The 23016-nt window shown below is 76.0% G+C and carries 19 protein-coding genes, 1 pseudogene and 2 riboswitches; of the genes and pseudogenes, 11 read left to right on the forward strand and 9 right to left on the reverse strand.

The genetic code is table 11. The annotated features are described in order from the left end of the window. A partial coding sequence (locus tag KK617_RS14995; RefSeq protein WP_346813257.1) for an MFS transporter occupies positions 1-1511 on the forward strand: 1511 nt, incomplete at its 5' end. Here the strand turns inward: KK617_RS14995 and KK617_RS15000 are convergent. Further along, positions 1501-1902 carry a cold-shock protein gene (locus tag KK617_RS15000; protein WP_277500903.1) on the reverse strand — a complete coding sequence of 134 codons (402 nt, stop codon included), beginning with the start codon at positions 1900-1902 and terminating at the stop codon, positions 1501-1503. The genes KK617_RS14995 and KK617_RS15000 overlap by 11 nt on opposite strands. A gap of 114 nt (positions 1903-2016) precedes the next feature. Further along, positions 2017-2646 carry an HAD family hydrolase gene (locus KK617_RS15005; protein ID WP_277500904.1) on the reverse strand — a complete coding sequence of 210 codons (630 nt, stop codon included), beginning with the start codon at positions 2644-2646 and terminating at the stop codon, positions 2017-2019. A gap of 122 nt (positions 2647-2768) precedes the next feature. Here KK617_RS15005 and KK617_RS15010 point away from each other — a divergent pair, with 122 nt between their 5' ends. Together KK617_RS15010 and KK617_RS15015 are read left to right on the forward strand one after the other, a co-directional pair. Next, on the forward strand, positions 2769-4958 hold the full coding sequence (locus KK617_RS15010) for a carbon starvation CstA family protein (protein WP_277500905.1): 2190 nt from the start codon (positions 2769-2771) through the stop codon (positions 4956-4958). After that, complete coding sequence (locus KK617_RS15015) at positions 4955-5152, forward strand: YbdD/YjiX family protein (protein ID WP_277500906.1); 198 nt, start codon at positions 4955-4957, stop codon at positions 5150-5152. Before KK617_RS15010 ends, KK617_RS15015 begins: the two co-directional genes overlap by 4 nt. A 163-nt stretch (positions 5153-5315) precedes the next feature. On the opposite strand, the gene cobF is transcribed toward KK617_RS15015, so the two are convergent. Next, positions 5316-6089: a precorrin-6A synthase (deacetylating) gene (gene cobF / locus KK617_RS15020; RefSeq protein ID WP_277500907.1), complete on the reverse strand. Its 774-nt coding sequence runs from the start codon at positions 6087-6089 to the stop codon at positions 5316-5318. Then, positions 6086-9730, reverse strand: coding sequence for a cobaltochelatase subunit CobN (cobN, locus tag KK617_RS15025; RefSeq protein ID WP_277500908.1), 3645 nt, complete (start codon positions 9728-9730; stop codon positions 6086-6088). The genes cobF and cobN overlap by 4 nt, the downstream gene beginning before the upstream one ends. Before the next feature lie 208 nt (positions 9731-9938). Between cobN and KK617_RS15030 the strand changes: the two genes are divergently transcribed. The 5 genes and pseudogenes from KK617_RS15030 to KK617_RS15050 all read left to right on the forward strand — a co-directional run bounded on the left by KK617_RS15030 (position 9939) and on the right by KK617_RS15050 (position 15377). Then, positions 9939-11270, forward strand: coding sequence for an ATP-dependent 6-phosphofructokinase (locus KK617_RS15030; protein WP_277500910.1), 1332 nt, complete (start codon positions 9939-9941; stop codon positions 11268-11270). Positions 11271-11306: 36 nt separating this feature from the next. After that, positions 11307-11948, forward strand: a complete 642-nt coding sequence (bluB, locus tag KK617_RS15035; RefSeq protein WP_277500911.1) for a 5,6-dimethylbenzimidazole synthase — start codon at positions 11307-11309, stop codon at positions 11946-11948. Positions 11949-11979: 31 nt separating this feature from the next. Then, positions 11980-12111, forward strand: a riboswitch (cobalamin riboswitch). A 78-nt stretch (positions 12112-12189) separates the two neighbouring features. Beyond that, positions 12190-12393: pseudogene (locus KK617_RS15040) on the forward strand (nitrite reductase); the annotation flags it as partial. 675 nt (positions 12394-13068) lie between these two features. Then, entirely contained in the window at positions 13069-13755 is a 687-nt protein-coding gene (locus KK617_RS15045) for a precorrin-8X methylmutase (RefSeq protein ID WP_277500922.1), read from the forward strand. Further along, positions 13752-15377, forward strand: coding sequence for a precorrin-2 C(20)-methyltransferase (locus KK617_RS15050; protein WP_277500912.1), 1626 nt, complete (start codon positions 13752-13754; stop codon positions 15375-15377). The genes KK617_RS15045 and KK617_RS15050 overlap by 4 nt, the downstream gene beginning before the upstream one ends. A 150-nt stretch (positions 15378-15527) precedes the next feature. Here KK617_RS15050 and KK617_RS15055 read toward each other — a convergent pair whose 3' ends face one another. Further along, positions 15528-16775 carry an MFS transporter gene (locus KK617_RS15055; protein ID WP_277500913.1) on the reverse strand — a complete coding sequence of 416 codons (1248 nt, stop codon included), beginning with the start codon at positions 16773-16775 and terminating at the stop codon, positions 15528-15530. Positions 16776-16804: 29 nt separating this feature from the next. Here KK617_RS15055 and KK617_RS15060 point away from each other — a divergent pair, with 29 nt between their 5' ends. After that, the gene (locus KK617_RS15060; protein ID WP_277500914.1) at positions 16805-17599 is read left to right on the forward strand and encodes a DeoR/GlpR family DNA-binding transcription regulator; all 795 of its coding nucleotides are present in this window, start codon (positions 16805-16807) and stop codon (positions 17597-17599) included. A gap of 201 nt (positions 17600-17800) precedes the next feature. Here the strand turns inward: KK617_RS15060 and KK617_RS15065 are convergent, their stop codons facing one another. Beyond that, a complete protein-coding gene (locus tag KK617_RS15065) occupies positions 17801-18232 on the reverse strand; it encodes an organic hydroperoxide resistance protein (RefSeq protein ID WP_277500915.1) in 432 nt (143 codons plus the stop codon). A 106-nt stretch (positions 18233-18338) separates the two neighbouring features. Here KK617_RS15065 and KK617_RS15070 point away from each other — a divergent pair, with 106 nt between their 5' ends. After that, complete coding sequence (locus KK617_RS15070) at positions 18339-18956, forward strand: TetR/AcrR family transcriptional regulator (RefSeq protein ID WP_277500916.1); 618 nt, start codon at positions 18339-18341, stop codon at positions 18954-18956. A 10-nt stretch (positions 18957-18966) separates the two neighbouring features. On the opposite strand, the gene KK617_RS15075 is transcribed toward KK617_RS15070, so the two are convergent. Genes KK617_RS15075 through KK617_RS15085 form a run of 3 tightly spaced genes read right to left on the reverse strand, consistent with a single transcriptional unit; the run spans position 18967 to position 21472 of the window. After that, the gene (locus tag KK617_RS15075; protein WP_277500917.1) at positions 18967-19743 is read right to left on the reverse strand and encodes an SAM-dependent methyltransferase; all 777 of its coding nucleotides are present in this window, start codon (positions 19741-19743) and stop codon (positions 18967-18969) included. Then, the gene (cbiE, locus tag KK617_RS15080; RefSeq protein ID WP_277500918.1) at positions 19740-21050 is read right to left on the reverse strand and encodes a precorrin-6y C5,15-methyltransferase (decarboxylating) subunit CbiE; all 1311 of its coding nucleotides are present in this window, start codon (positions 21048-21050) and stop codon (positions 19740-19742) included. Before cbiE ends, KK617_RS15075 begins: the two co-directional genes overlap by 4 nt. Next, positions 21047-21472, reverse strand: a complete 426-nt coding sequence (locus tag KK617_RS15085; protein ID WP_277500919.1) for an NUDIX domain-containing protein — start codon at positions 21470-21472, stop codon at positions 21047-21049. The genes cbiE and KK617_RS15085 overlap by 4 nt, the downstream gene beginning before the upstream one ends. A gap of 148 nt (positions 21473-21620) precedes the next feature. Next, positions 21621-21769: riboswitch (cobalamin riboswitch) on the forward strand. Positions 21770-21806: 37 nt separating this feature from the next. On the opposite strand from KK617_RS15085, the gene KK617_RS15090 reads away from it, so the two are divergent. Then, positions 21807-23016, forward strand: a 1210-nt coding sequence (locus KK617_RS15090) for an AAA family ATPase (protein ID WP_277500920.1), incomplete at its 3' end; no start/stop codon positions are given.

A 23016-nucleotide genomic window follows, 5' to 3' on the forward strand; every position in this document is an offset into this window, starting at 1 on the left:
TCGCCGCCCGGACGGCGCGCGCCACCGGGCAGGGCGTGGCCCGGGCCGCCCGCGCGACGGGCCGGCTGGGGCGCTTCACCGTGACGCAGGCCCGCCGCGCGTCGCACGCCGAGGGCGCCGGCGCCAGCGGGCTGTCGCGCCTCATCGAGCTGCACGCGTTCAACGCGGCCGGGGACGCCGCCGTCGCGATCTCGCTGGCCGGCACCTTGTTCTTCCAGGTGCCCACCGGGGAGGCGCGCGGGCAGGTGGCGCTCTTCCTCGGCCTGACGATGCTCCCGTTCGCGATCGTGGCCCCGCTCATCGGGCCGTTCCTCGACCGCTTCAGCCACGGACGCCGCTGGGCCATCGGCGGCACGATGGCCATCCGCGCGTTCCTCTGCTGGGTGCTGGCCGGCGCGGTCGTCACCGGGTCCACCTGGCTGTTCCCCGCCGCGCTCGGCGTGCTCGTCGCGTCGAAGGCCTACGGCATCACGCGCAACGCCTCCGTGCCGCGCCTGGTGCCGCCCGACCTGACGCTGGTGAAGTCGAACGCCCGCGTCTCGCTCGCGGGGGTGGTCGGCGCCGGCGTGTCCGCGCCCCTGGCCGGCCTGGCGTCGCTGGCCGGGCCGGAGTGGTCGCTGCGCTATGCGTTCGCCGTGTTCACCGTCGCCACCATCCTCGCGATCCTGCTCCCCCGCCGCGTCGACTCCGCCCAGGGCGAGACCCACCTCGCGCTCGTGCCGGGCCCGTCCGCGCCGAGCATGGCGAAGGACCCGGGCAACCGGCGCAAGGCCGGCCTGCGGATGCCCGCGTCGGTCTCGTTCGCCCTGCGGGCCAACTGCGGGCCGCGGTGGCTGTCGGGCTTCCTCACGATGTACATGGCGTTCCTGCTCACCACGAACCCGTTCGACGGGTGGAGCACGGAGGTGCTCTTCGCCCTCATCATCGGCGCCGCGGGGCTCGGCAACACCCTCGGCATCGCCCTGGCCTCCCTGCTGCGCAACGTGAACCCGGCGCTCACCGTCGTGCTGGCCCTGGCCGCCGCGGCCGCCATGGCGACCCTCGCCGCGCTCTTCTACGGCGTGCTCACGCTGTCGCTGCTCGGCCTCACCGCGGGCCTCGCCCAGTCGCTGTCGAAGCTCTCCCTCGACTCCACCATCCAGACCGACGTGCACGAGCGGGTGCGCACCAGCGCGCTCGGCCGCTCCGACACGCTGCTGCAGCTGGCGTGGGTCGTCGGCGGGTTCGTCGGCATCGCGGTCCCCCTCGAGCCGGGACGCCTCGGGCTGTCCGTGGCCGCCGCCGTGCTCGTCGCCTGGGCCGTCTACGTGCTCGGCGGCCGGTTCCAGGCCCGCCGCCTCGCGCGCCGCGAGCCGGCCGCGGAGGGCACGCCGTACCCGCCCCGGGAGGGGAGCCGGCACGACGGGCTCGACGCCGACGGGCTGGACGCGGACGGGCTCGACGCGGACGGGCTGCCGCCGACGCAGCCGTGGGGCGTGCGCGACGCGGGCGGACCCGGCGTCAGCCGTTGAGCTCGAGCTCGTCCGCCAGCGCCCGCAGCAGCTTGGCGGTCGGGCCCGCGGTGCGCGGGTCGGGGTGGCGGCCGTGGCGGTAGCCCTCGCCCACCTTGTCGAGCAGCTGGATGACGTCCTCGACGATGGGGGCCATCTCGTCCGGCTTCTTGCGGGCGGCGCGCGACTGGTTGCGCACCACGGAGCTGGGGGCGTCGAGCAGCCGCACCTGCAGGGCCTGATCACCGCGGCGGCCCTGGGCGATGCCGAACTCCACGCGTGTGCCGGCCTTCAGGGTCGTGGTGCCCGCCGGCAGCGCGTCGGCCCGCACGTGCACGTCCTGGCCGGTGTCCGTGGACAGGAAACCGAAGCCCTTGGCCGCGTCGTACCACTTCACCTTGCCAGTCGGCACCGCTCCGACCCCTCTCTCGATCCACCCGGAGGCTCCCGGGACGCACGCAGGCCGGGCAACCGCCCGGCCTGTCGTCCAGCCTAACGCCCGGCCACCAGGGCGGTCGCGCGGGTTTCAGGCCCGGGCGGCGAGGTGCTCCTCGAGCCAGTCGGGGAAGGCGAGAAGGTCGGGCAGCACGACGTGGGTGCCCGCCGCGCGCAGCTCGTCGGCGGTGCAGCCGCCGGTCGGCACCGACACGCTCGTGGTGCCCGCGGCCAGGGCGCCCTCGACGTCGTGGACGTGGTCGCCGACGTACGCCGCCGCGCCCGCCGCCCGCAGCGGGTCGGCCTTCAGCACGCCCCAGACCCACCCCACGACCTCGTCGACGTCGAGCCCGAGGTGGTCGACGTGGCGCCGCGCGTTGGGCTCGTACTTGCCCGTGACGAGCAGCGTCCGGCCGCCGTGGCGGCGCACCGCGGCCAGCGCCTCGTGAGCCCCCGGCAGCGCGGGCACGCTGGCGACGGCGAGGTCCGGGTAGAGGGCGCGGAAGCGGTCGCAGGCGTCCGGGACGCGGGTGGCCTCGAGGTGGGGCGCGAGCAGCACGTCGAGGGGCGGGCCGAGGCGTTCGGTCATCTCCGCGACGGGCAGGTCCACGCCGAGCTCCTCGCCGAGCGCCCGCAGCACGGCCGCGAACCCCGGGACCGTGTCGATGAGCGTCATGTCGAGGTCGAACCCGACGACGAGCGGGGCGGCGGGGCGGGTCACGGCGACCAGGGTAGGTGCGGCCCCACCCGGTCGGCGCCCGGTCCGCGTCGACGGCAGCACGGCACCCGCCGCCGGAGGTAACGTTCACCGGTCCGCGATCCGCCTGCCCCTCGGAGCACCCCATGTCGACGACGACGTCCACCCCACCCTCCCCACCCGCTCCCCGCGCCCGCCGGTCCCCCGTCTCCATCGCCGTCTGGGTGGCCGTGGCCCTCGTCGGCGCCACCTGCTGGACCGTGCTGGCGCTGAGCCGCGGCGAGTCCGTCTCGGCCCTGTGGATCCTCTTCGCGGCGCTCGCGTCGTACGCCATCGCCTACCGCTTCTACGCCCGCTTCATCGGGCGGAAGGTGCTGCGCCTCGACGACCGGCGCGCCACGCCGGCCGAGCGGCTCGAGAACGGCACCGACTTCGAGGTGACCGACCGCCGCGTGCTGTTCGGCCACCACTTCGCCGCCATCGCCGGCGCCGGTCCGCTGGTCGGCCCGGTGCTCGCGGCGCAGATGGGCTACCTGCCCGGCACCGTGTGGATCATCGCCGGCGTCATCCTCGCCGGCGCGGTGCAGGACATGATCGTCCTGTTCCTCTCGATGCGGCGCGACGGCAAGAGCCTCGGCCAGATGGTGCGCGAGGAGATCGGCGTGGTCGGCGGCATCGCGGCGCTCATCGCCGTCTTCGCCATCATGATCATCATCCTGGCGGTGCTGTCGCTGGTCGTCGTGAACGCGCTCGCCGAGTCGCCGTGGGGCGTGTTCTCCATCGGCCTGACGATCCCCATCGCGCTGTTCATGGGCGTCTACCTGCGCTACCTGCGTCCGGGCCGCGTGCTCGAGACGACCGCCATCGGCGTCGTCCTGCTGCTGCTGGCGATCATCGGCGGCGGGTACGTCGAGAGCTGGGGCCTCGGCGAGGCGCTGACGCTGGACAAGGAGACGCTGACGCTGCTGCTCGTCGGCTACGGCTTCGTCGCCTCCATCCTGCCGGTGTGGATGCTGCTGACCCCCCGCGACTACCTCTCGACCTTCATGAAGGTCGGCGTCATCGTGCTGCTGGCGATCGGCCTCGTCCTCGCGCGCCCCGTGCTCGAGAACGAGAAGGTCACCGACTTCGCGACGAGCGGCGAGGGCCCCGTGTTCGCGGGCCAGCTCTTCCCGTTCCTCTTCATCACCATCGCCTGCGGCGCCCTGTCCGGCTTCCACGCGCTCATCTCGTCGGGCACCACGCCCAAGATGGTCGCCAAGGAGCGCCAGGTCATGATGATCGGCTACGGCGGCATGCTCATGGAGTCGTTCGTCGCCATCTCCGCCCTCATCGCCGCCTCGGTCATCGACCCGGGCCTCTACTACGCGATGAACGCCCCGCTCGGCGCGACCGGCGGCACCGCCGAGAGCGCCGCCGAGTTCGTCGCCGGCCTCGGGTTCTCCATCACCCCCGACGCGCTGACCACTGCGGCCGCACAGGTCGAGGAGGAGCTCATCTCCCGCACCGGCGGCGCGCCGACGCTGGCCTTCGGCATCTCGCTCATCTTCGACGAGGCGTTCGGCGGCGGGCTCGCGGCCTTCTGGTACCACTTCGCGATCATGTTCGAGGCGCTGTTCATCCTCACCGCCGTCGACGCCGGCACGCGGGTGGGCCGCTTCATGCTGCAGGACACGGTGGGCAACGTGTGGCCCAAGTTCGCCGACACCTCCTGGAAGCCGGCGGCCTGGGCGGCCTCCGCGGTGGTCGTCGCCTGCTGGGGCTACATGCTCTACGTCGGCGTCACCGACCCCCTCGGCGGCATCAACCAGCTGTTCCCGCTGTTCGGCATCGCCAACCAGCTGCTGGCCGCCATCGCGCTGACCCTGTGCGTGACGCTCTTCCTCAAGCACGGCTGGCTGCGCTACGTCTGGGTGCCGGCGATCCCCCTCGCCTGGGACCTCGTCGTGACCATGACGGCGTCGTACCAGAAGGTGTTCTCGTCGAACCCGAAGATCGGCTACTTCGCGCAGGCCGACACCTACCGCGAGGCCCGTGACGCGGGCGAGGTGCTGGCGCCGGCCGCCGACGCCGGGCAGATGGACACCGTCATCCGCAACTCGACCACCAACGGCGTGCTGCAGGCGGCGTTCGCCCTGCTCGTCATCGTCATCGTCGCCAACGCGGTGGTCATCTGGGTGCGGGCGGTGCGGGCGGGCTCGCTGCCGACCACCGAGGTGCCGGCGGTCCCGTCGACGATCGTGGCGCCGGCCGACTTCGTGGCCACGAAGGAGGAGAAGGCCGAGCTGGCCGCCTGGGAGGCCGAGCGACGCGAGAAGGCGGGGGCGGAGGCGTGAGCGCGCTCGCCGAGCGCACCCGCCGGGCCTGGTCCGGCGTGCGCTGGTACCTGCGGGAGGTCAGCGGCGAGGGCCGCTGGGACGCGTACGTCGCGCGCTGCGCCGCCGACGGCGTCGAGCCGGTGTCGCGCCGCGAGTTCGAGCGGCACCGCGACCACCTGCGCGAGCACGCCGCGGCGGGTCGCTGCTGCTGACGCCCCACCGCGGCCGCCCGGCCGCTGCACCGCCGACGGGCGGGCCCGTCCTGCGACGGGCCCGCCCGTTCGTCATCACTCCCCCGCGGCGCGCCCCGCGGTGACGGGCGCGTCGTACGACGTGTGGTGACGCTCGGGCGGGCAGCCCGGACCAGGCCGCGGGTCAGGCGCGGGCGGGGCGGCGCAGGAGGTAGCAGTCCATGACCCACCCGGCCTCGGCCTTCGCCGCGTCGCGGGCGGTGAGCACGTCGCCGAGCACGTCGCCGACGCGGCCGGCGACGAGGCGCTCGCCGGTGGCGGCGAGATTGGCGCCCCACCAGATCGTCCAGTCCTCCAGCCCGGCCAGGTCGAGGCCGGCGTTGAGCATCACCAGCACGTTGTCGGCGCCGGCGTCGACGGCCTCGCGCAGGCGCCGCCCAGTGGTGACGGTGATGGGCTGGCCGACCTCGTGCAGCACGATCCGGTGGGCCGCGGCGAGCAGCTGCAGGCTCGAGATGCCCGGCACCACCCGCACCTCGGCGCGCACGCGACCGCCCGCGAGCACCGCGTCGACGACGCGCAGCGTGGAGTCGTAGAACGCCGGGTCGCCCCACACGAGGAACGCCACGTCGCCGGGCCGCTCGAGCAGCAACTGCTCGTAGGCCGCGGTGCGGGCGGCGTGCCAGTCCGCGACGGCACCCCGGTACGCCGCCGCGTCACCCGCCACGCGCGCCGACCGGTCACGCTCGGGGTCGGGGACCTCGACGAGCTCCAGCCCGGGGGCGACGGCGGTGAGGAGGTCGCGCCGTACCGCCACGAGCGGGTCGTCCCCGCCGTCCGCGCGGGCCTTGCGGGGCGCCACGGCGTACGCCGCCCCCCGCAGCGCCGCGACGGCCTGGCCCGTCAGCTGCGCGGGGTCCCCCGAGCCCAGGCCCACGACGTGGAGCGTGCGGGTCACCGGTCCTCGATCTCGCCCTCGACCTCGAGGTAGACGCGCTGCATCTCGGCCACGACCTCGGGGTCGGGCTCGGCCCACATGCCGCGCTCGGCCGCCTCGGAGAGCCGCTCGACCATGCCGCGCAGCGCCCACGGGTTCGACTGGCGCAGGAACGCCTGGACGTCCTCGTCGAGGACGTAGGCGCGGGCCAGCGCGTCGTACATGTGGTCGCCCACCACGCCGGCGGTGGCGTCGAACCCGAACAGGTAGTCGACGGTCGCCGCCAGCTCGAACGCGCCCTTGTAGCCGTGGCGCTGCATCGCCGAGATCCAGCGCGGGTTGACCACGCGGGCGCGGAAGACGCGGGCGGTCTCCTCGCCGAGCGTGCGGGTGCGCACGGCGTCGGGCGACGTGGAGTCGCCGACGTACGCGCGGGGCGCCGTGCCCGTCAGCGCGCGCACGGTCGCGACCATGCCGCCGTGGTACTCGAAGTAGTCGGCCGAGTCCGCGATGTCGTGCTCGCGGGTGTCGAGGTTCTTCGCCGCGACCGCGATGCGCTTGTAGTTAGCCTGCATGTCCTCGGTCGCCGGCACGCCCGCGAGGTCACGGCCGTAGGCGAAGCCGCCCCACGCCGTGTAGACCTCCGCCAGGTCGGCGTCCGTGCGCCAGTTGCCCGACTCCACGGCCTGCAGCACGCCCGCACCGTACGCGCCCGGGGCCGAGCCGAAGATGCGGGTCGTGGCGCGGCGCTCGTCGCCGTGCTCCGCCAGGTCGGCCCGGGCGTGGGCGCGCACGAAGTTCAGGTCGTCGGGCTCGTCGAGGTCGGCCACCATGCGGATCGCGTCGTCGAGCATGTCGACGACGTGGGGGAAGGCGTCGCGGAAGAACCCGGAGATGCGCAGCGTCACGTCGATGCGCGGGCGGCCGAGCTCGTCGAGCGGCACCGGCACGAGGCCGCTCACGCGCCGCGACGCCTCGTCCCAGGTGGGCCGCACGCCGACGAGGGCGAGCACCTCGGCGACGTCGTCGCCCGAGGTGCGCATGGCCGAGGTGCCCCAGGCGGAGAGGCCGACGGAGCGGGGCCACTCGCCCGTGTCGTCGCGGTGGCGGGCCAGCAGCGACTCGGCCATGGCGACGCCCGTGTCGTAGGCGAGCCGCGACGGCACCGCACGCGGGTCGACGGTGTAGAAGTTGCGCCCCGTCGGCAGCACGTTGACGAGGCCGCGCAGCGGCGAGCCCGAGGGGCCGGCCGGAACGAAGCCGCCGTCGAGCGCGTGCAGCACGGCGGTGAGCTCGTCGGTCGTGCGCGCCAGGCGGGGCACCACCTGGGTGGCGGCGAAGGTGAGCACCTCGCCGACCGCGGGGTCCGCGTCGCCCTCGAGCCGGTCCACGACGCCGGGGACCGCGGTGGGCTCCCAGGCGGCGGCCTCCATCGCCTCGACGAGGGCGCGGGCGCGCCGCTCGACGGCGTCGACCTCGGCCGTGCTCGGCTCCTTGCCCGCTCCGGTCGGCAGGCCCAGCGCGCTGCGCAGGCCCGGCACCGCGCCGGCCTGGCCGCCCCACACCTGGGTGGCGCGCAGGATGGCGAGCACCAGGTTCACCCGGGCCTCGCCCTCGGGGGCGCCGCCGAGCACGTGCAACCCGTCGCGGATCTGCGCGTCCTTGACCTCGCAGAGCCAGCCGTCGACGTGGAGCAGGAAGTCGTCGAAGTCGTCGTCCTCGGGGCGGGTCTCCAGCCCGAGGTCGCGGTGCATCTGCGCCGACTGCATGAGGGTCCAGATCTCGCCGCGGATCGCCGGCAGCTTGGCCGGGTCCATCGCCGCGATGTTGCCGTACTCGTCCAGCAGCTGCTCGAGGCGGGCGATGTCGCCGTACGTCTCCGCGCGGGCCATCGGCGGCACCAGGTGGTCGACGATCGTGGCGTGGGCGCGGCGCTTGGCCTGCGCCCCCTCCCCCGGGTCGTTGACGAGGAACGGGTAGACGAGCGGCAGGTTGCCGAGCACCGCGTCGGTCGCGCAGTCCGCCGACAGCGCCGCGTTCTTGCCCGGCAGCCACTCCATCGAGCCGTGCTTGCCGAGGTGCACCACGGCGTGGGCGCCGAAGCCGCCGGCCTCGGGCGACGCCTCGATCCAGCGGTAGGCCGCCAGGTAGTGGTGGCTCGGCGCCATGTCGGGGTCGTGGTAGATCGCGACGGGGTTCTCGCCGAAGCCGCGCGGCGGCTGGATCATCACGACGACGTTGCCGGCGCGCAGGGTGGCGAGCACGATCGCGCCCTCGTCGTTCACGAACAGCGTGCCGGGCGCCTCGCCCCAGGCCTCGACCATCTCGGCCTTGAGCGCCGGCGAGACCTCGGCGGTCCACGCGGCGTACTGCTCCGGGGTGATGCGCACGTGCGCGTCGGTGAGGTCGGCGTTCGTCAGCCACTCCTCGTCCTGCCCGCCCGCGGCGATGAGCGCGTGGATGAGGGCGTCGCCGGCGGCGGTCTCGTCCTCGAGGTCGAGCAGGCGGGTGACCTCGCCGTCGGCCGGGCCGAGGTCGTAGCCGTCGGCCCGCAGGGCCCGCAGGAGGCGGATCGCCGAGACCGGGGTGTCGAGGCCGACCGCGTTGCCGATGCGGGCGTGCTTCGTCGGGTACGCCGACAGCATGAGCACCAGGCGCTTCTGCGCCGCCGGCGTGCGGCCCAGCGCGGCGTGCGCGGCCGCGATGCCCGCGACGCGGGCGCAGCGCTCGGGGTCGGCCACGTAGCGCGGCAGCCCGTCCTCGTCGACCTCCTTGAACGAGAACGGGGCCGTGATGATGCGCCCGTCGAACTCGGGGATCGCGATCTGCGTCGCGGAGTCCAGCGGCGAGACGCCGTCGTCGGACGCCTCCCACTCCTCGCGGCTGCTGGTGAGCGCGAGCGCCTGCAGGACCGGCACGTCGAGGGCGGCGATGCGCTCGACGTCCCACGTCTCGTCGGCGCCGCCCGCCGCGACGTCCGCCGGGGTCGAGCCGCCGGCGGCCAGCACGGTGACCACGAGCGCGTCGAGGGAGCCCAGCGCGTCGTACAGGTCGTCGGGGGCCGAGCGCAGCGAGGAGGAGTAGATCGGCAGGCCCACGGCGGTGCCCGTGGCGTCGACGGCGTCGGCCAGCGCGTGGGCGAAGGCTGTGTTCCCCGAGGCGTGGTGCGCGCGGTAGTAGAGGATGCCGATCCGCGCCCGGTCGCCGGCGTCGGCGAGGGCGGCGGCCTGCGGGCGCTCCGCCCAGCCCCACGCGGGGAGCGAGGCGGGGGGCTCGAAGCCCTCGCCGGTCAGCAGGACCGTGTCGGAGAGGAAGGCGTGCAGCTGGCGCAGGTTCTCCGGCCCGCCCTCCGCGAGGTAGCGGTGGGCCTCCGCCGCGACGCCCACCGGCACCGTCGAGAGCTCCATCAGCTCGGCGCTCGGGGTCTGCTCGCCGCCGAGGACGACGGTGGGGACGCCGGTGCCGACGATGCGGCGGAACCCGGAGCACAGGTCCTGCGGCGAGCCGAGGATGCGGGCCACGACGAGGTCGGCCGCCGCGAGCGCCTCCCCCATCTCCTGGTGCGCCGAGCGGGACGGGTTCGCGACCGTGAACTCGACGCCGCTGGCGCGGGCGGAGAGCAGGTCGGTGTCGGACGTCGAGACGAGCGCGATGCGGGTCACGGGGTTCCTCCTCGGGGTTCACGCCCCGTCGGGTCAGGACCGCCGACGGTCAGTGTCTGGCTGGCCCGCGCCGCCGTCGGCGTCGCGAGGGTCACAGTGGCGGAACCGCCCCGGAGTCGCGCCGGGTTCCTGGATCCGTCGGCGGAAGGTCGTCGGCAGCCTAGGGCACGGACCACCGCTGCCGGCACGGACCACTAGGGTTCCGCACGTGGTGACCCTCGCGGACCTCCAGGTCAGGACCCTCGGTGAGCCGACGGTCGAGTCCCCCCTCGCCTCCTACGTCGAGGGCCGCACGACGAACCAGTACTACGTCGCCGAGGGCGACCGGATCCTCATGGACGACACCCTCGCGCTCATCGACGCCCGCGGCGTCCCCCGCGAGGACCTCCCGACCTTCGAGGCCGGCGGCCCCCGCGCCCGGATCTTCTTCGAGCCGTCGCGGACCCGCGCCGCCGTCGTCACCTGCGGCGGGCTGTGCCCCGGGCTCAACAACGTCATCCGCGCGCTCGTGCGCTCGCTCGACGACCACTACGGCGTCACCGAGGTCGTCGGGTTCCGCAACGGGTACGCCGGCCTCGACCCCGCGAGCGGGCTGGCGCCGGTGGCGCTCACCCGCGAGTACGTCGCCGACATCCACGAGCGCGGCGGCACCGTGCTGGGCTCGTCACGCGGCGCCCGCGACCCGGGCGTCATGGTCGACACCCTCGTCGAGCACGCCATCGACATCCTCTTCGTGGTCGGCGGCGACGGCTCGATGCGCGGCGCCCACGCGCTGTCGGAGGAGTGCGCGCGCCGCGGCCTGCCGATCGCGATCGTCGGGGTGCCCAAGACCATCGACAACGACATCCCTCACATCGGGCAGAGCTTCGGCTTCCAGACCGCCTTCGCGCGCGCCGCGCAGTCGATCACCGCCGCCAAGGTCGAGGCCCAGGCGGCGGTCAACGGCGTCAGCATCGTGCAGACCATGGGCCGCCACGCGGGCTTCATCGCCTGCTACTCGGCGCTGGCCGCGCAGACCGCCAACTTCGTGCTCATCCCCGAGGTGCCCTTCTCCCTGGAGGGGCCCGGCGGCCTGCTCGCCCACGTGCGCCAGCGCGTCGCCGACCGCGGGTACGCCGTGATCGTGGTCGCCGAGGGCGTCGGTCCGCACCTCCTCCCGGGCGGCGAGGCGACGGCGGACGCGACCGACGCGTCGGGCAACCAGGTGCTCGGCGACCCCGGCCGCTACCTGCGCCAGCGCATCCGCGACGACTTCGCCGAGCACGGCGAGGAGGCGACGCTGCGCTACTTCAACCCCGGCTACTTCATCCGGTCCGTGCCCGCCGACCCCGCCGACGCCGTCTACTGCGCGCGCCTCGCGCAGAGCGCCGTGCACGCCGCCATGTCGGGGCGCACCGACGTGGTGGTCGGGCGCCGCAAGCACCGCTTCGTCAACGTGCCCATCCCCGCCGTGACGAAGCGGGCGCACAGCGTCTCCCCCGACGGCGACCTGTGGCTCAGCGTGCTGGAGTCGACGGCCCAGCCGCGCCAGATGCTCTGAGGCGCAGCCCGGCGCGACGGCGTACCCTCCCCGCCCGTGACCTCCCACGCCTTCAGCGACCCCGAGCGCGCCGCCGTCTACCGCGCCATCGGCGAGCGCCGCGACGTGCGCCGGTTCGTGCCGGGCGCGACGGTGCCCGACGAGGTGCTCGCGCGGCTGCTCGCTGCCGCGCACGCCGGGCCGAGCGTCGGGCTGATGCAGCCGTGGCGCTTCGTGCGGATCACCCGCCCCGACCTGCGCGAGGGCATCCACGCCCTGGTGGAGGCCGAGCGGCACGCGACCGCGGCGGCGCTCGACGAGCGGGCGGCGGAGTTCCTGCGGCTCAAGGTCGAGGGCGTGCGCGAGTGCGCCGAGCTGCTGGTCGTCGCGCTGCGCGAGGGTCGGGAGCCGCACGTCTTCGGGCGGCGCACCATGCCGCACATGGACCTGGCGTCGGTGGCCTGCGCGATCCAGAACCTGTGGCTCGCCGCCCGGGCCGAGGGCCTGGGCACGGGGTGGGTGTCGATCTTCGACCCCGTGGCCCTCGCCGAGCTGCTCGGCATGCCCGACGGTGCCGAGCCCGTGGCCGTGCTGTGCCTGGGCCCGACGCCCCACTTCGACGAGCGTCCGACGCTGGAGCTCGACGGCTGGACGACCGCCCGGCCGCTCGCGGACTTCGTCACCGCCGACGGTTGGTAGTCTCGCCGCGCCAGTCGACCCCGCGAGGGGCAGGGAACCCGGTGCGACTCCGGGGCTGACGCGCAGCGGTGTGGGTGACGGGCGGGACCTCCTCGAGAGGGGCCACTGGGGGTGATCCCCCTGGGAAGGCGTCCCGGCCGGTCGACCCCGAGCCCGAAGACCTGCTGGCACCCGGTGGCACCCGCCACCGGTGTCGAGGACGGGCTCCGCGTGACGAGCCCCGGCACGGACGAGGTCTCCCATGGTCGCCACCCGCACGCGCACCGACCTGTGCCCCGGCGTCGCCCGGCCCTGGCCCGCCGAGGACGGCGGCCTCGTGCGGCTGCGGCTCGTCGGCGGCGCCACCGACGCCGGCACGCTCCGGGCCGTCGGCCGGGTCGCCGCTGCCCACGGTGACGGGGACGTGCACCTGACGCGGCGCGCCAACCTGCAGCTGCGCGGCCTCACGCTGGAGGACGGCCGGCTGCTGCCCGCGGCCGACGCCGCCGTCGAGGCCACCGGTCTCCTGCCCTCGCGCAGCCACGAGCTGGTGCGCAACGTGCTCGTCTCGCCCCTCACCGGGGTCGAGGGGGGACGTGCCGACCTGCGACCGGTCGCCCGGGCGCTCGACGAGGCCCTGCGGGCGGACCCGGCGCTGGCCGGGCTCTCCGCGCGGTTCCTCTTCGTGCTCGACGACGGCCGCGGCGACGTGCTCGGCCGCCCCACCGACGTCGGCCTCGTCGCGCTCGACGCGACCACCGCGCAGGTGCGCTGGGGCTCGGCGGGCTGGGGCCCGGTGGTGCCGCTGGAGGGCGCCGTGCCGGCCCTGCTGGGCGTCGCCCACGAGTTCCTCGTCGCCCGCGGCGAGGGCCCGGAGGCCCCGTGGCACGTCGACGAGCTCGACGCACCCCTCCCCCTGCCCGCGGGCGCGCCGGACCCGCGCGTGCCCGCGGCGGCCGAGCCCCCGCCGTACGGGCCGGTGGGCGGCACCCACGACCACGTCGCGGTGCCCGAGGGGGTGCTCACCCCGCCCCTGCTGGCGCGGCTGCTCGACGGGCTGCCCGACGACGCGCCCGTGGTCGTCACGCCCTGGCGCTCCCTGCTGCTGCCCGTCGTCGTCGCCCCCGCGGCCGCCGCGGAGCTGCGGCGCCCGACCCGGCGCTACGCCTACGAGGGCTCGGGCGCGGCGATCTACGTCGACTCCTTCGCCACCATCCGCCGCGAGGTGCGGGCCGCCGGCGGGTTCGACCACCTCCCCCGGGGCGCCGACGGCGAGCCCGACCCGGACGTCGAGCGCGTCGTCGTGCGGATGGTGCACGGCACCGGGCAGACCGACCTCGCCCCCTCCGTCGTCGTGCACCCCGAGCTGGTGCGCGCCGCCCGGTCCGCGCTCGCGGCGGGGGCGCCGATCATCACCGACGCCCACATGGTGGCCACGGGCGTGACCCGCGCCCGCCTGCCCGCCGCCAACGAGGTGCTCTGCGCGCTGCGCGACCCCCGCGTCGGCGGGCTCGCCGCGGCCTGGGGCACCACGCGCTCCGCCGCCGCGATGTCGCTGCTCGCCGACCGGCTGCCCGGCTCCGTGGTGGCGATCGGCAACGCGCCCACCGCGCTGTTCCACCTCCTCGAGCTGCTCGCCGACGGCTGCCCGCCGCCCGCCGCGGTCGTCGGCTGCCCGGTCGGCTTCATCGGCGCCGCCGAGTCGAAGGAGGCGCTGGCCGCCTGGGCCGGCGCGCACGACCTGCCGTTCCTCACCGTCCACGGGCGCCGCGGCGGCTCGGCCATGACCGCCTCGGCCCTCAACGCGATCGCCCAGGAGGCGGAGTGAGCACCCCCGGCACGACCCCCGCTGTCACCCCCGCTGTCACCCCCGCTGTCACCCCCGCTGTCACCCCCGCCGTCACCCCCGGCCGCTTCCACGGCGTCGGCGTCGGGCCCGGCGACCCCGAGCTGGTGACGCTCAAGGCGGCGCGCCTCATCGCGGCCGCCGACGTCGTCGCCTTCCACGCCGGGCGTGGCAAGCAGTCGAACGCCCGCCGCATCGCCGCCGACCTCGTCCCGGCCGGCGCGATCGAGGAGGAGCTCGTCTACCCCGTCACCACGGGCGCGACCGACCACCCCGGCGGGTACGCCGGCGCGATGGCCGACTTCTACCTCGAGTCCGCGGCGCGGCTGGCCGCCCACCTCGAGGCGGGGCGCGACGTCGTGCTGCTCGCCGAGGGCGACCCGATGTTCTACGGGTCGTACATGTACATGCACGACGCCCTGTCCGAGCGCTTCTCGACCGAGGTCGTGCCGGGGGTGCCCGCGTTCGCCGCGGCCACCGCGACCGTCGCCGCGCCCCTCGTTCGTCAGACCGACGTGCTGACGATCCTGCCCGGCACCCTGCCCGAGACCGAGCTCGCGCGCCGGCTGGCGGACACGGACGGCGCGATCATCATGAAGCTCGGCCGCCGGTTCCCCGCGGTACGGCGCGCGCTCGCCGCCGCGGGCCGGCTCGAGCACGCCGTCTACGTCGAGCGGGCGTCGATGGCCTCCGAGCGGCACCTGCGCGTCGTCGACGTCGACCCGGACTCGGTGCCGTACTTCTCCCTCATCGTCGTCGCGGGCGACTCGCTGCACAGCGTGGGCCGGCGGACGGGGACCGTTGCCGCCGACGCGACGCGGCCGGCCGCGGTCGGCGCGGCCGGCGTCGTCGCCGCGGGCCCGGCCGAGCTCGCCGTCGTCGGGCTCGGCCCGGGGCCGGACCGCTGGCTGACGCCCGAGGCCTCCGCGGTGCTCGCGGAGGTGGACCACGTGGTCGGGTACGCGCCGTACGTCCGGCGGGTGCCGCACCGCGAGGGCCTGACGCGTCACGCCAGCGGCAACGCCGTGGAGGTCGACCGGGCCCGCCTCGCGCTCGACCTCGCGCTGCGCGGCGAGCGCGTCGCGGTGGTGTCCGGCGGCGACGCCGGGGTGTTCGGCATGGCGACCGCCGTGCACGAGGCGCAGGTCGCGGCGGCCGCGGAGGACCCGGCGTACGCCGCCGTGCCCGTGCGCGTCGTGCCGGGCGTCTCCGCGGTGCAGGCCGTGGCCGCCCGGGCGGGCGCACCGATCGGCGGCGACTTCGCGGTGATGAGCCTGTCGGACCGCCTCAAGCCGTGGGCCGTGGTGGAGCAGCGCCTGCGCGCCGCGGCGCAGGCCGACCTCGTGCTGGCGCTCTACAACCCGCGCTCGGCCAGCCGACCCGACCAGCTCGGCGACGCGCTGAAGGCGCTGCGGGAGGTGCGGGACGACGCCACGGTCGTCGTCGTCGGGCGCGACGTCGGCCGGGCCGAGGAGGAGCTGCGCGTGACGACGCTGGGCGAGCTCGACCCAGAGACGGTCGACATGAAGTGCCTGCTGATCATCGGCGCCACCCGCACCCGGGTGGACCACGGCCGCGTCTGGACGCCGCGCAGCGTGGACTGAGCGCTGCGCCGCCGGTCCGTGGCGCCGGCTCGTGGCGCCGGTTCGTGGGAGCAGCGCCGCGGAAAGCGTGGCGCTGCTACCACGAACGGGGCCGGGCGCGGGTCGTGGTGGGAGCGCCGCGGAAAGTGCGGCGCTGCTACCACGAACCGGTCAGGTGACGCGGTCGCGGCGGCGCGTGCGCTCGGCGAGCACGGCGGCGACCAGGCCCGCGACGAGGGGCACGACCATGGCCGTGCGCAGGGTGGTCGCGTCCGACAGCACGCCCACGAGCGGTGAGGTGGCCAGGAACCCGAGCCGCATGAGCCAGCCCGTCAGCGCCACCCCTGTGCCGACGGGCAGCCCCGGCACCCGGTCGGCGGCCGCGAACGCCGCCGGCACGAGCGTGGCGCTGCCGAAGCCCATGAGGGCGAACCCGAGGAGCACGAACGGGTACGACGCGCCCGCCACCACCGGCACGAGACCACCGGCGACGAGCAGGCCCCCGGCCCGGGCGACCGCGCCCCGGCCCCAGCGGTCGGTCATGGGGTCGCCGAGCAGCCGGCCGACGAACTGGCTGACGAGCACGACGGTGAGGCCGAGCCCCGCGACGACCGCGGGCGCCGCGGTCTCGCGGCCGAGGAGGAGCACCACCCAGTTGTTCGCCACGTCCTCCAGCAGCGTGCCGCAGACGGCGAGGAGCACGAGGGGCACGAGCAGGCGGTACGCCGCGCGCCGCGCGGCCGGGCGCGCCCGCTCCGCGCCGTCCGTCGTCGTCGCCGGGTCGCCCGCCGGGTCGCCGGCCGAGGCTGCGCCCGCGTCGGGCCGTGCCCCGTGCGGCAGCCGCGACAGGCGCGCCGCGAGCAGCGCCACCGCTGCCCACACGACGCCGTTCACGACCATCTGCAGCCCGATCGCCACGTCGGCGGCGGCCGCGGCGGCGCCGATCACCCCGCCGGAGGCGGCGCCCAGGCTCCAGATGGCGTGCAACGAGTTGATGATCGACCGCCCGGTCAGCCGCTCGACGGCGATGCCGTGGACGTTCTGGGCGGCGTCGACGACCGCGTCGAGGACGCCGCCGAGCACGAGGGCCGCGAAGAGCAGCGCCACGGTCCCGCTGACCCCGGCCACCCCCATGGCGACGGCCAGCAGCACCGAGCCGACGGCCGTCACCCGGGGCGCACCGAAGCGGCGGATGAGCGACGCGCCCGCCGCGGCCGCCGCGATCGCACCCGCGGGGAAGGCGACGACCGTCAGGCCGAACGCGGTGTCCGACAGGTCGAGGGCCCGCTTGATCTCCGGGTAGCGCGGCAGGAGCGCGCTGTAGAGCACCCCGTTGGTGAAGAACATGAGCGAGACGCCCAGGCGCGCACGTCCGACACGGGCGGCGAGGGCGGTGGAGGAGGCGGGAGCAGCGGGCACCGCGCGACCGTAGGTGGTTGACTGATCACGTGCAACGATCGAAACGCCACAAAGCGATCATGCAGGCCGTGACGGGCGGCGATGCCGTCACGATCGCCGCCCTGGTCGACCTGACGGGTGTCTCGGCGGTCACCATCCGCCGGGACCTTGCAGAACTGGCGGCCGCCGGGGCCGTGGTGCGGACCCACGGCGGCGTACGACGGGCGCGGCAGCGCGGCGTGCCCATGCCGTTCGCCACCCGGTCCGCAGCCGACCAGGAGCTCAAGTCGGCGCTCGCCGCGGTGGCGGCAGGACTCGTGGCGGACGAGGACGCGGTGGTCGTCGACAACGGCACGACCTGCCTGGCCGTGGCTCACGCGCTGGCCGGGCGCTCCGTCACGGCGCTCGCCCTGTCCCTGCACGCGGCCGCCGCCCTCGCAGCGCGGCCCGGCGCAACCGTCGTCGTGCCCGGCGGCGTCGTCGAGACGGACACGCTCGCGTTCGGCGGTGCGTCGGCCGTCGACGCCATCCGCGACTTTCGCGCCGACGTCGCCGTCATCGGCGCGTGCAGCGCCTCGCCCGCGCAGGGCCTGACGTCGACGACCCACGACGACGCGCGGCTCAAGCGGGCGGTGCTGGCCGGTGCGGCGCGACGCGTGCTGGTCGCCGCCCCCGGGAAGCTCGCGCGCACCTCGGCCTTCCGGTTCGGCGACGCCGCCGACCTCACCGACCTCGTGACGAGCACCGCCGCCGCGCCGGACCTGCTCGACGACTTCCGGGCCGAGGGCGTCGACGTGCACCTGGTGGACGTCGAACCCGACGAGGACGCGGACCCCCCTCGCTAGGCAGGGCGGCGCGGTGCGCCGTACCGGGTGGTGTCGCCCCCGGTTCGTGGTAGCAGCGCCGCGGAAGGTGTGGCGCTCCTACCACGAGCGGGCCCGGGGGCGGCTCCGCCGACCTCCCCGCAGACGACGACGCCCGCCGTACCGGACGGGGGCCGGTACGGCGGGCGCGGCGCGCGGGGCGGGGGGACCCGCGAGGGGGCCTCAGGCCACGTCGATCTCGGTGACGACGTCGACGTTGCCCTTGGTGGCGTGGGTGTAGGGGCAGATCTGGTGGCCGGTCTCGACCGCCTTCTCCGCGTCGGCCTGCGAGACGCCGCCGCCGAACTCGACGAAGAGCTTGACCGCGAGGCCGAAGCCGTGGTCCTCGCGCGGGCCGATGCCGACCTCGGCGGTGACGGAGACGTCCTCGAGCTTCACGCCGTGCTCCTTCGCGCCGGCCTTGAGCGCGCCGAGGAAGCAGGCCGCGTAGCCCGTCGCGAAGAGCTGCTCGGGGTTGGTGCCGCCGCCGGCGCCACCCATCTCCTTCGGGACGACGAGCTCGACGTCGATCTGGCCGTCGGAGGTCGAGGCGTGGCCGTTGCGGCCGTCGCCGGTCGCGGTGGCGGAGGCGGTGTACGCGATGGAGGTGGGCATCGTTTCTCCTTGTCGAACCCCCGGCGCGGCGGCCGGAAGCCATGTAGAGTGACTAGTACGTCTACATCAGACTGACACGTCGGAGCCCGCTACGCAAGGACCGGACATGAGCCCCACCACCAGCGACGCCCGCGCCGAGGCGCCGACCCTGCGCGGCCCCGCCGTGCGCGCCCGGATCCTCGAGGCGGCGACGCACCGCTTCTACGCCGACGGCATCCGCGCCGTCAGCGCCGACCGGCTCATCGCGGACGCCGGCATCTCGAAGGTGACCTTCTACCGGCACTTCGCCTCCAAGGACGACCTCGTGGTGGCCTACCTCGAGCGGGTCGCCGCCGAGGAGGAGCAGGCCCTCACCCGCGTGCGTGCCGCCCGCAGCGACGATCCCGCAGCGGTGCTGCTCTGGTACGCCGACCACGTCGCCGAGGTGAGCTGCGCCGAGAGCTTCCGGGGCTGCGCGTTCCTCAACGCCGCTGCGGAGATCGCCCAGGAGGACCACCCGGCCCGCGCGGTCGTGGCCGCCCACCGCGCCTTCCTGCTGCGCCAGGCGCGGGAGCTGCTCGCGGAGATGGGGCTCGGCGACGCCGCCGCGGAGCGCGCCGCACACGCCCTCCTCATGCTGCGCGACGGCGCGATGGTCGCGAGCAGCCTCGACGGTGACCCCGCCGGCACCGCCGCCGCGCTCGTCGCGGCCGGCGAGGCCGTGGTGCGCACCGCGCGCGGCTGAGCGCGGCCGGTCAGGCGCCCGGCCCGGTCCGCTTCAGCGAGCGGTCGCGGGCGGCGTCGTACAGGTAGGACTCCCCCGCCCCCTCGAGCCGCGCCCCGGCGAGCGCCCGGCCGACGAGGATCACCGCGGCCTGCCGCAGACCGGCCGCCTCGACCGCGTCGCCGATGCTCGCGAGCGTGCCGGTCAGCACCTGCTCCCCCGGCTGCGAGGCGCGGTAGACGACCGCCACCGGGCAGTCGTCGCCGTACGACGCAGCCAGGGCGGCGGCGAGCTCGCGGGTGCGGGTGATCGCGAGGTGGAGCACCAGCGTGGCGCCGGTGGCGGCGAACGCCTCCAACGACTCGCCCTCCGGCATGGCGGTCGAACGCGCCTGGGTGCGGGTCAGCACCACCGACTGGGCCACGAGCGGCACCGTCAGCTCGCGGCCCACGCGGGCCGCCGCGGCGGCGTACGCCGGCACCCCGGGCGTGACGTCCCACGTGACGCCCGCCGCGTCGAGGCGGCGGGTCTGCTCGAAGAGCGCTGAGTAGAGCGACGGGTCGCCCGAGGTCAGCCGCACCACGTCGCCGCCGGCGCGGTCGGCGGCGACCAGCTCAGCGGTGATGGAGTCGAGGTCGAGGTCCTGGGTGTCGACGAGCCGCGCACCGGGCCGGGCGTGCTCGAGCACGGCGGCGTCGAGGTAGGTGCCCGGGTAGAGCACCACGTCGGCATCCCCGAGCATCCGCGCGGCGCGCAGGGTCAGCAGGTCCGCGGCGCCGGGGCCGGCACCGACGAAGTGGACGGTCACGCGGGCTCCTCGGGGTGGTCGGCGGGGTGCTCGGCGGGGTGCTCGGCGGGGTGCTCGGCGGGCGCGGTCCACGCCCACTGGGTGACGGCGCGGGCGGGGGTGAAGCCGCGGAACGACCCGATGGGTGTGGCGGTCTCGACCACGTGGCGGGTCAGCTCTCCCCCGCGCTCCCCGTGCCAGCGCGCCAGCAGCGCCTCGGTCTCGACGGTGACGCCGTGCACCACCACGCGCCCGCCCGGGCGGAGCGCGGCGACGCACGCCTCGAGGACGCCGGGGCGGGTGGCGCCGCCGCCCACGAAGACCGCGTCGGGCGCGGGCAGGCCCGCGAGGGCGTCCGGCGCGGCGCCGTGGACCACGCGCAGGTCGGGCACCCCGAGACGGCCCGCGTTGCGCCGTACCCGGGCCGCCCGCTGGGCGTCCGCCTCGACGGCGACCGTCCGGCACGCCGGGTGGGCGCGCATCCACTCGACCCCGATCGAGCCGGCCCCGGCGCCGACGTCCCACAGCAGCGCACCGGGGTACGGCGCGAGCCGGGCCAGCGCGGAGGCCCGCAGGTCCCGCTTCGTCAGCTGCCCGTCGTGCTCGAACGCCTCGTCGGGCAGGCCGGCCGCCCACGTGACGGGGGCGTCGGCCGGGACGACGGCGGGCGCCTCGACCGCCACGACGGTGAGGTCGCCGAACACCGGCGGGGTGTCGGCCCACTCCTGCGCGGTCGCCTCGAGCCGCGACTCCCCGGGAGCGCCGAGGTCCCCGAGGACGACCAGGCGCGCGGCCCCCCAGCCGCTCATCGCGAGGAGCGCGGCGAGGTCGCCCGGGGTGGTGGCGTCGGCCGACAGCACGAGCACGCGGCGCCCCGGGGCCAGCTCGCGCAGCACCCGGCGCACGTCGCGCCCGACCGCGCTGACCACGACGCTGCCCTCCGCCGACCAGCCGAGGCGTGCGCGGGCCAGCGCCACCGAGGAGACGGCGGGCTCGGCCCGCACCGCGTCGGGGCCGAGCAGGTCGACGAGCGTCGTGCCGATGCCCGAGACGAAGGGGTCGCCGGAGGCGAGCGCGACGACGGTGCGGCCGGCGTACCGCTCCAGCAGCGCGGGCAGGCCCGCCCGCAGCGGGGAGGGCCAGGGCTCGCGCGCCTGCCCCGGTACGGCGGGCACCAGCGCCAGGTGCCGCTCGCCCCCGAGCAGCACCTCGGCCCCCGTGACCACGGCGCGCAGCCGCTCGGGCACGCCGGGCCAGCCGTCCGCGCCGATGCCGACGACGGTGACGCGCACGGGGCCGCGCACGGGGCCGCTCACCGGGCCGCTCACGGGCGGGCTCCCGCGGCGTCCCGCGCGAGCAGTGCGGGGGCGACGTGGTGGCGCAGCATGGGCGCGACGGGCACGTCGTCGGGCAGCGCAGCCAGGTCGAGCCAGCGCAGCTCCTCGATCTCGCCGTCGACCACGGGGGCGGTGGCGGCGGTCGCCGTGAACACCGTCGAGGTCAGCACGGCGCCTGGCTCGTTCGCCGCGGCCGAGACGAACTCGCCGAGCAGGGCGAGGTCGGCCACCTCGACGCCGACCTCCTCGCGCGCCTCGCGGGCGGCGGCCTGCGCCGGGGTCTCCCCCGGCTCCAGCTTCCCGCCGGGCAGCATGAACGCGTGCGTGCCGCGCTTGCGCACGCTCAGCAGACGCCCTTCCGCGTCGCGCAGGCAGACGGCGGCGACGACGATGTGGAGCGGCTCCTCGGACACGACCGGCAGGCTAGCGGGGGCCGCGCGGCTCGGGCCGGGCGGCTCAGGGCGGGCGGCTCAGGAAGCGTCGACGGCGCGCCCCGGCCAGGGCCGTCCCGCGCCCTGACCGTGCCGGGGTCGGCGCACGGGTCTAGGGTGACGGCGGACGTGAGGTGCCCCGTCGACGCACCCGGGAGACAACCGGGCGCGTGGGGAGAATCTGGGAAGCCGGTGAGAGTCCGGCACAGGGCCCGCTGCGGTGACCGCCGCCCCGCTCGACGAGCGGGGTCGACGGAAGTCCGAAGACCGGCCTCGCGTCGCCCCTGACCGATGGCAGAGCGAGCGGGAGCCCCACATGCCACAGCACTACCCCTTCACGGCCGTCGTCGGCTCCGACGACATGACCCTGGCCCTGCTGCTGACGACCGTCAGCCCCGAGATCGGCGGCGTGCTCGTGCGCGGCGAGAAGGGGACGGCGAAGTCCACGGCCGTGCGCGCCCTGGCCGCCGTGCTGCCCCCCATCGACGTCGTCGCGGGCGACCGGTTCTCGACCGACCCCGCCGACACGGCGCCGCTGTCGCCCGACGGCCCCTTCGCCGCGGACGCCGGCGTCGAGACCCGCCCCGTGCGCCTGGTCGAGCTGCCCGTCGGCGCCACCGAGGACCGCCTGCTCGGCTCGCTGCACCTCGAACGTGCGCTGTCGGCGGGCGTCGCCGAGTACGAGCCCGGGCTCCTGGCCCGCGCCCACCGCGGGATCCTCTACGTCGACGAGGTCAACCTGCTGCACGACCACCTCGTCGACCTCCTCCTCGACGCCGCCGCCATGGGTCGCGCCACCGTCGAGCGGGACGGCGTCTCGGTCGTGCACGCCGCCCGGTTCGTGCTCGTCGGCACCATGAACCCCGAGGAGGGCGAGCTGCGCCCGCAGCTGCTCGACCGGTTCGGCCTCACCGTCGAGGTCGCCGCGCCCCGCGACCCGTCGCTGCGCACCGAGGTCGTGCGCCGCCGCCTCGCCTTCGACGCCGCCCCCGAGGCGTTCGCCGAGCGGTACGCCGACGACGAGGCCGCGCTGCGCGCCCGCATCGCCACCGCCCAGGAGCTCGTCGCCTCCGTCGTGCTCGGCGACGGGGCGCTGCGCAAGATCGCCGAGGTCTGCGCCGCGTTCGACGTCGACGGCCTGCGCGCCGACATCGTCACGGCCCGCACCGCGATCGCCCACGCCGCCTGGCACGGCCGCCGGTACGTCCTGCGCCAGGACATCCGCGCCGCCGCCCTGCTCGCGCTCCCCCACCGCCGGCGCCGCAACCCCTTCGACGCGCCCGGCATCGACGAGGACCTGCTCGACCAGGTGCTCGGCGACGACGAGCCCGACCCGGACCCGCAGCCCGAGGAGCCCCGGCCCGACCCGCAGCCGGACCCCGGCGAGGGCCCGGAGGGCGGCCCCGAGGGCGGCCCCGACGGCGACGGCCCGGCTGACTCCCCGGCTGACGGCCCGCAGCCCGGCAGCGACGGCGGGTCCGCCGCCGAGCCGCCCGCCGACCGGGACGACCAGGGCGGGCCCGGCG

It is taken from the genome of Nocardioides sp. ChNu-99 (genome assembly GCF_029493445.1).
Classification (GTDB): Bacteria; Actinomycetota; Actinomycetes; order Propionibacteriales; family Nocardioidaceae; genus Nocardioides.

What these genes read in the sequence shown, in the direction of transcription:
- KK617_RS15065 (WP_277500915.1), bottom strand. Translation starts at nt 18,232, where the DNA reads ATGCCCACCTCCATCGCGTACACCGCCTCCGCCACCGCGACCGGCGAC.
- KK617_RS15010 (WP_277500905.1), top strand. Translation starts at nt 2,769, where the DNA reads ATGTCGACGACGACGTCCACCCCACCCTCCCCACCCGCTCCCCGCGCC.
- KK617_RS15070 (WP_277500916.1), top strand. Translation starts at nt 18,339, where the DNA reads ATGAGCCCCACCACCAGCGACGCCCGCGCCGAGGCGCCGACCCTGCGC.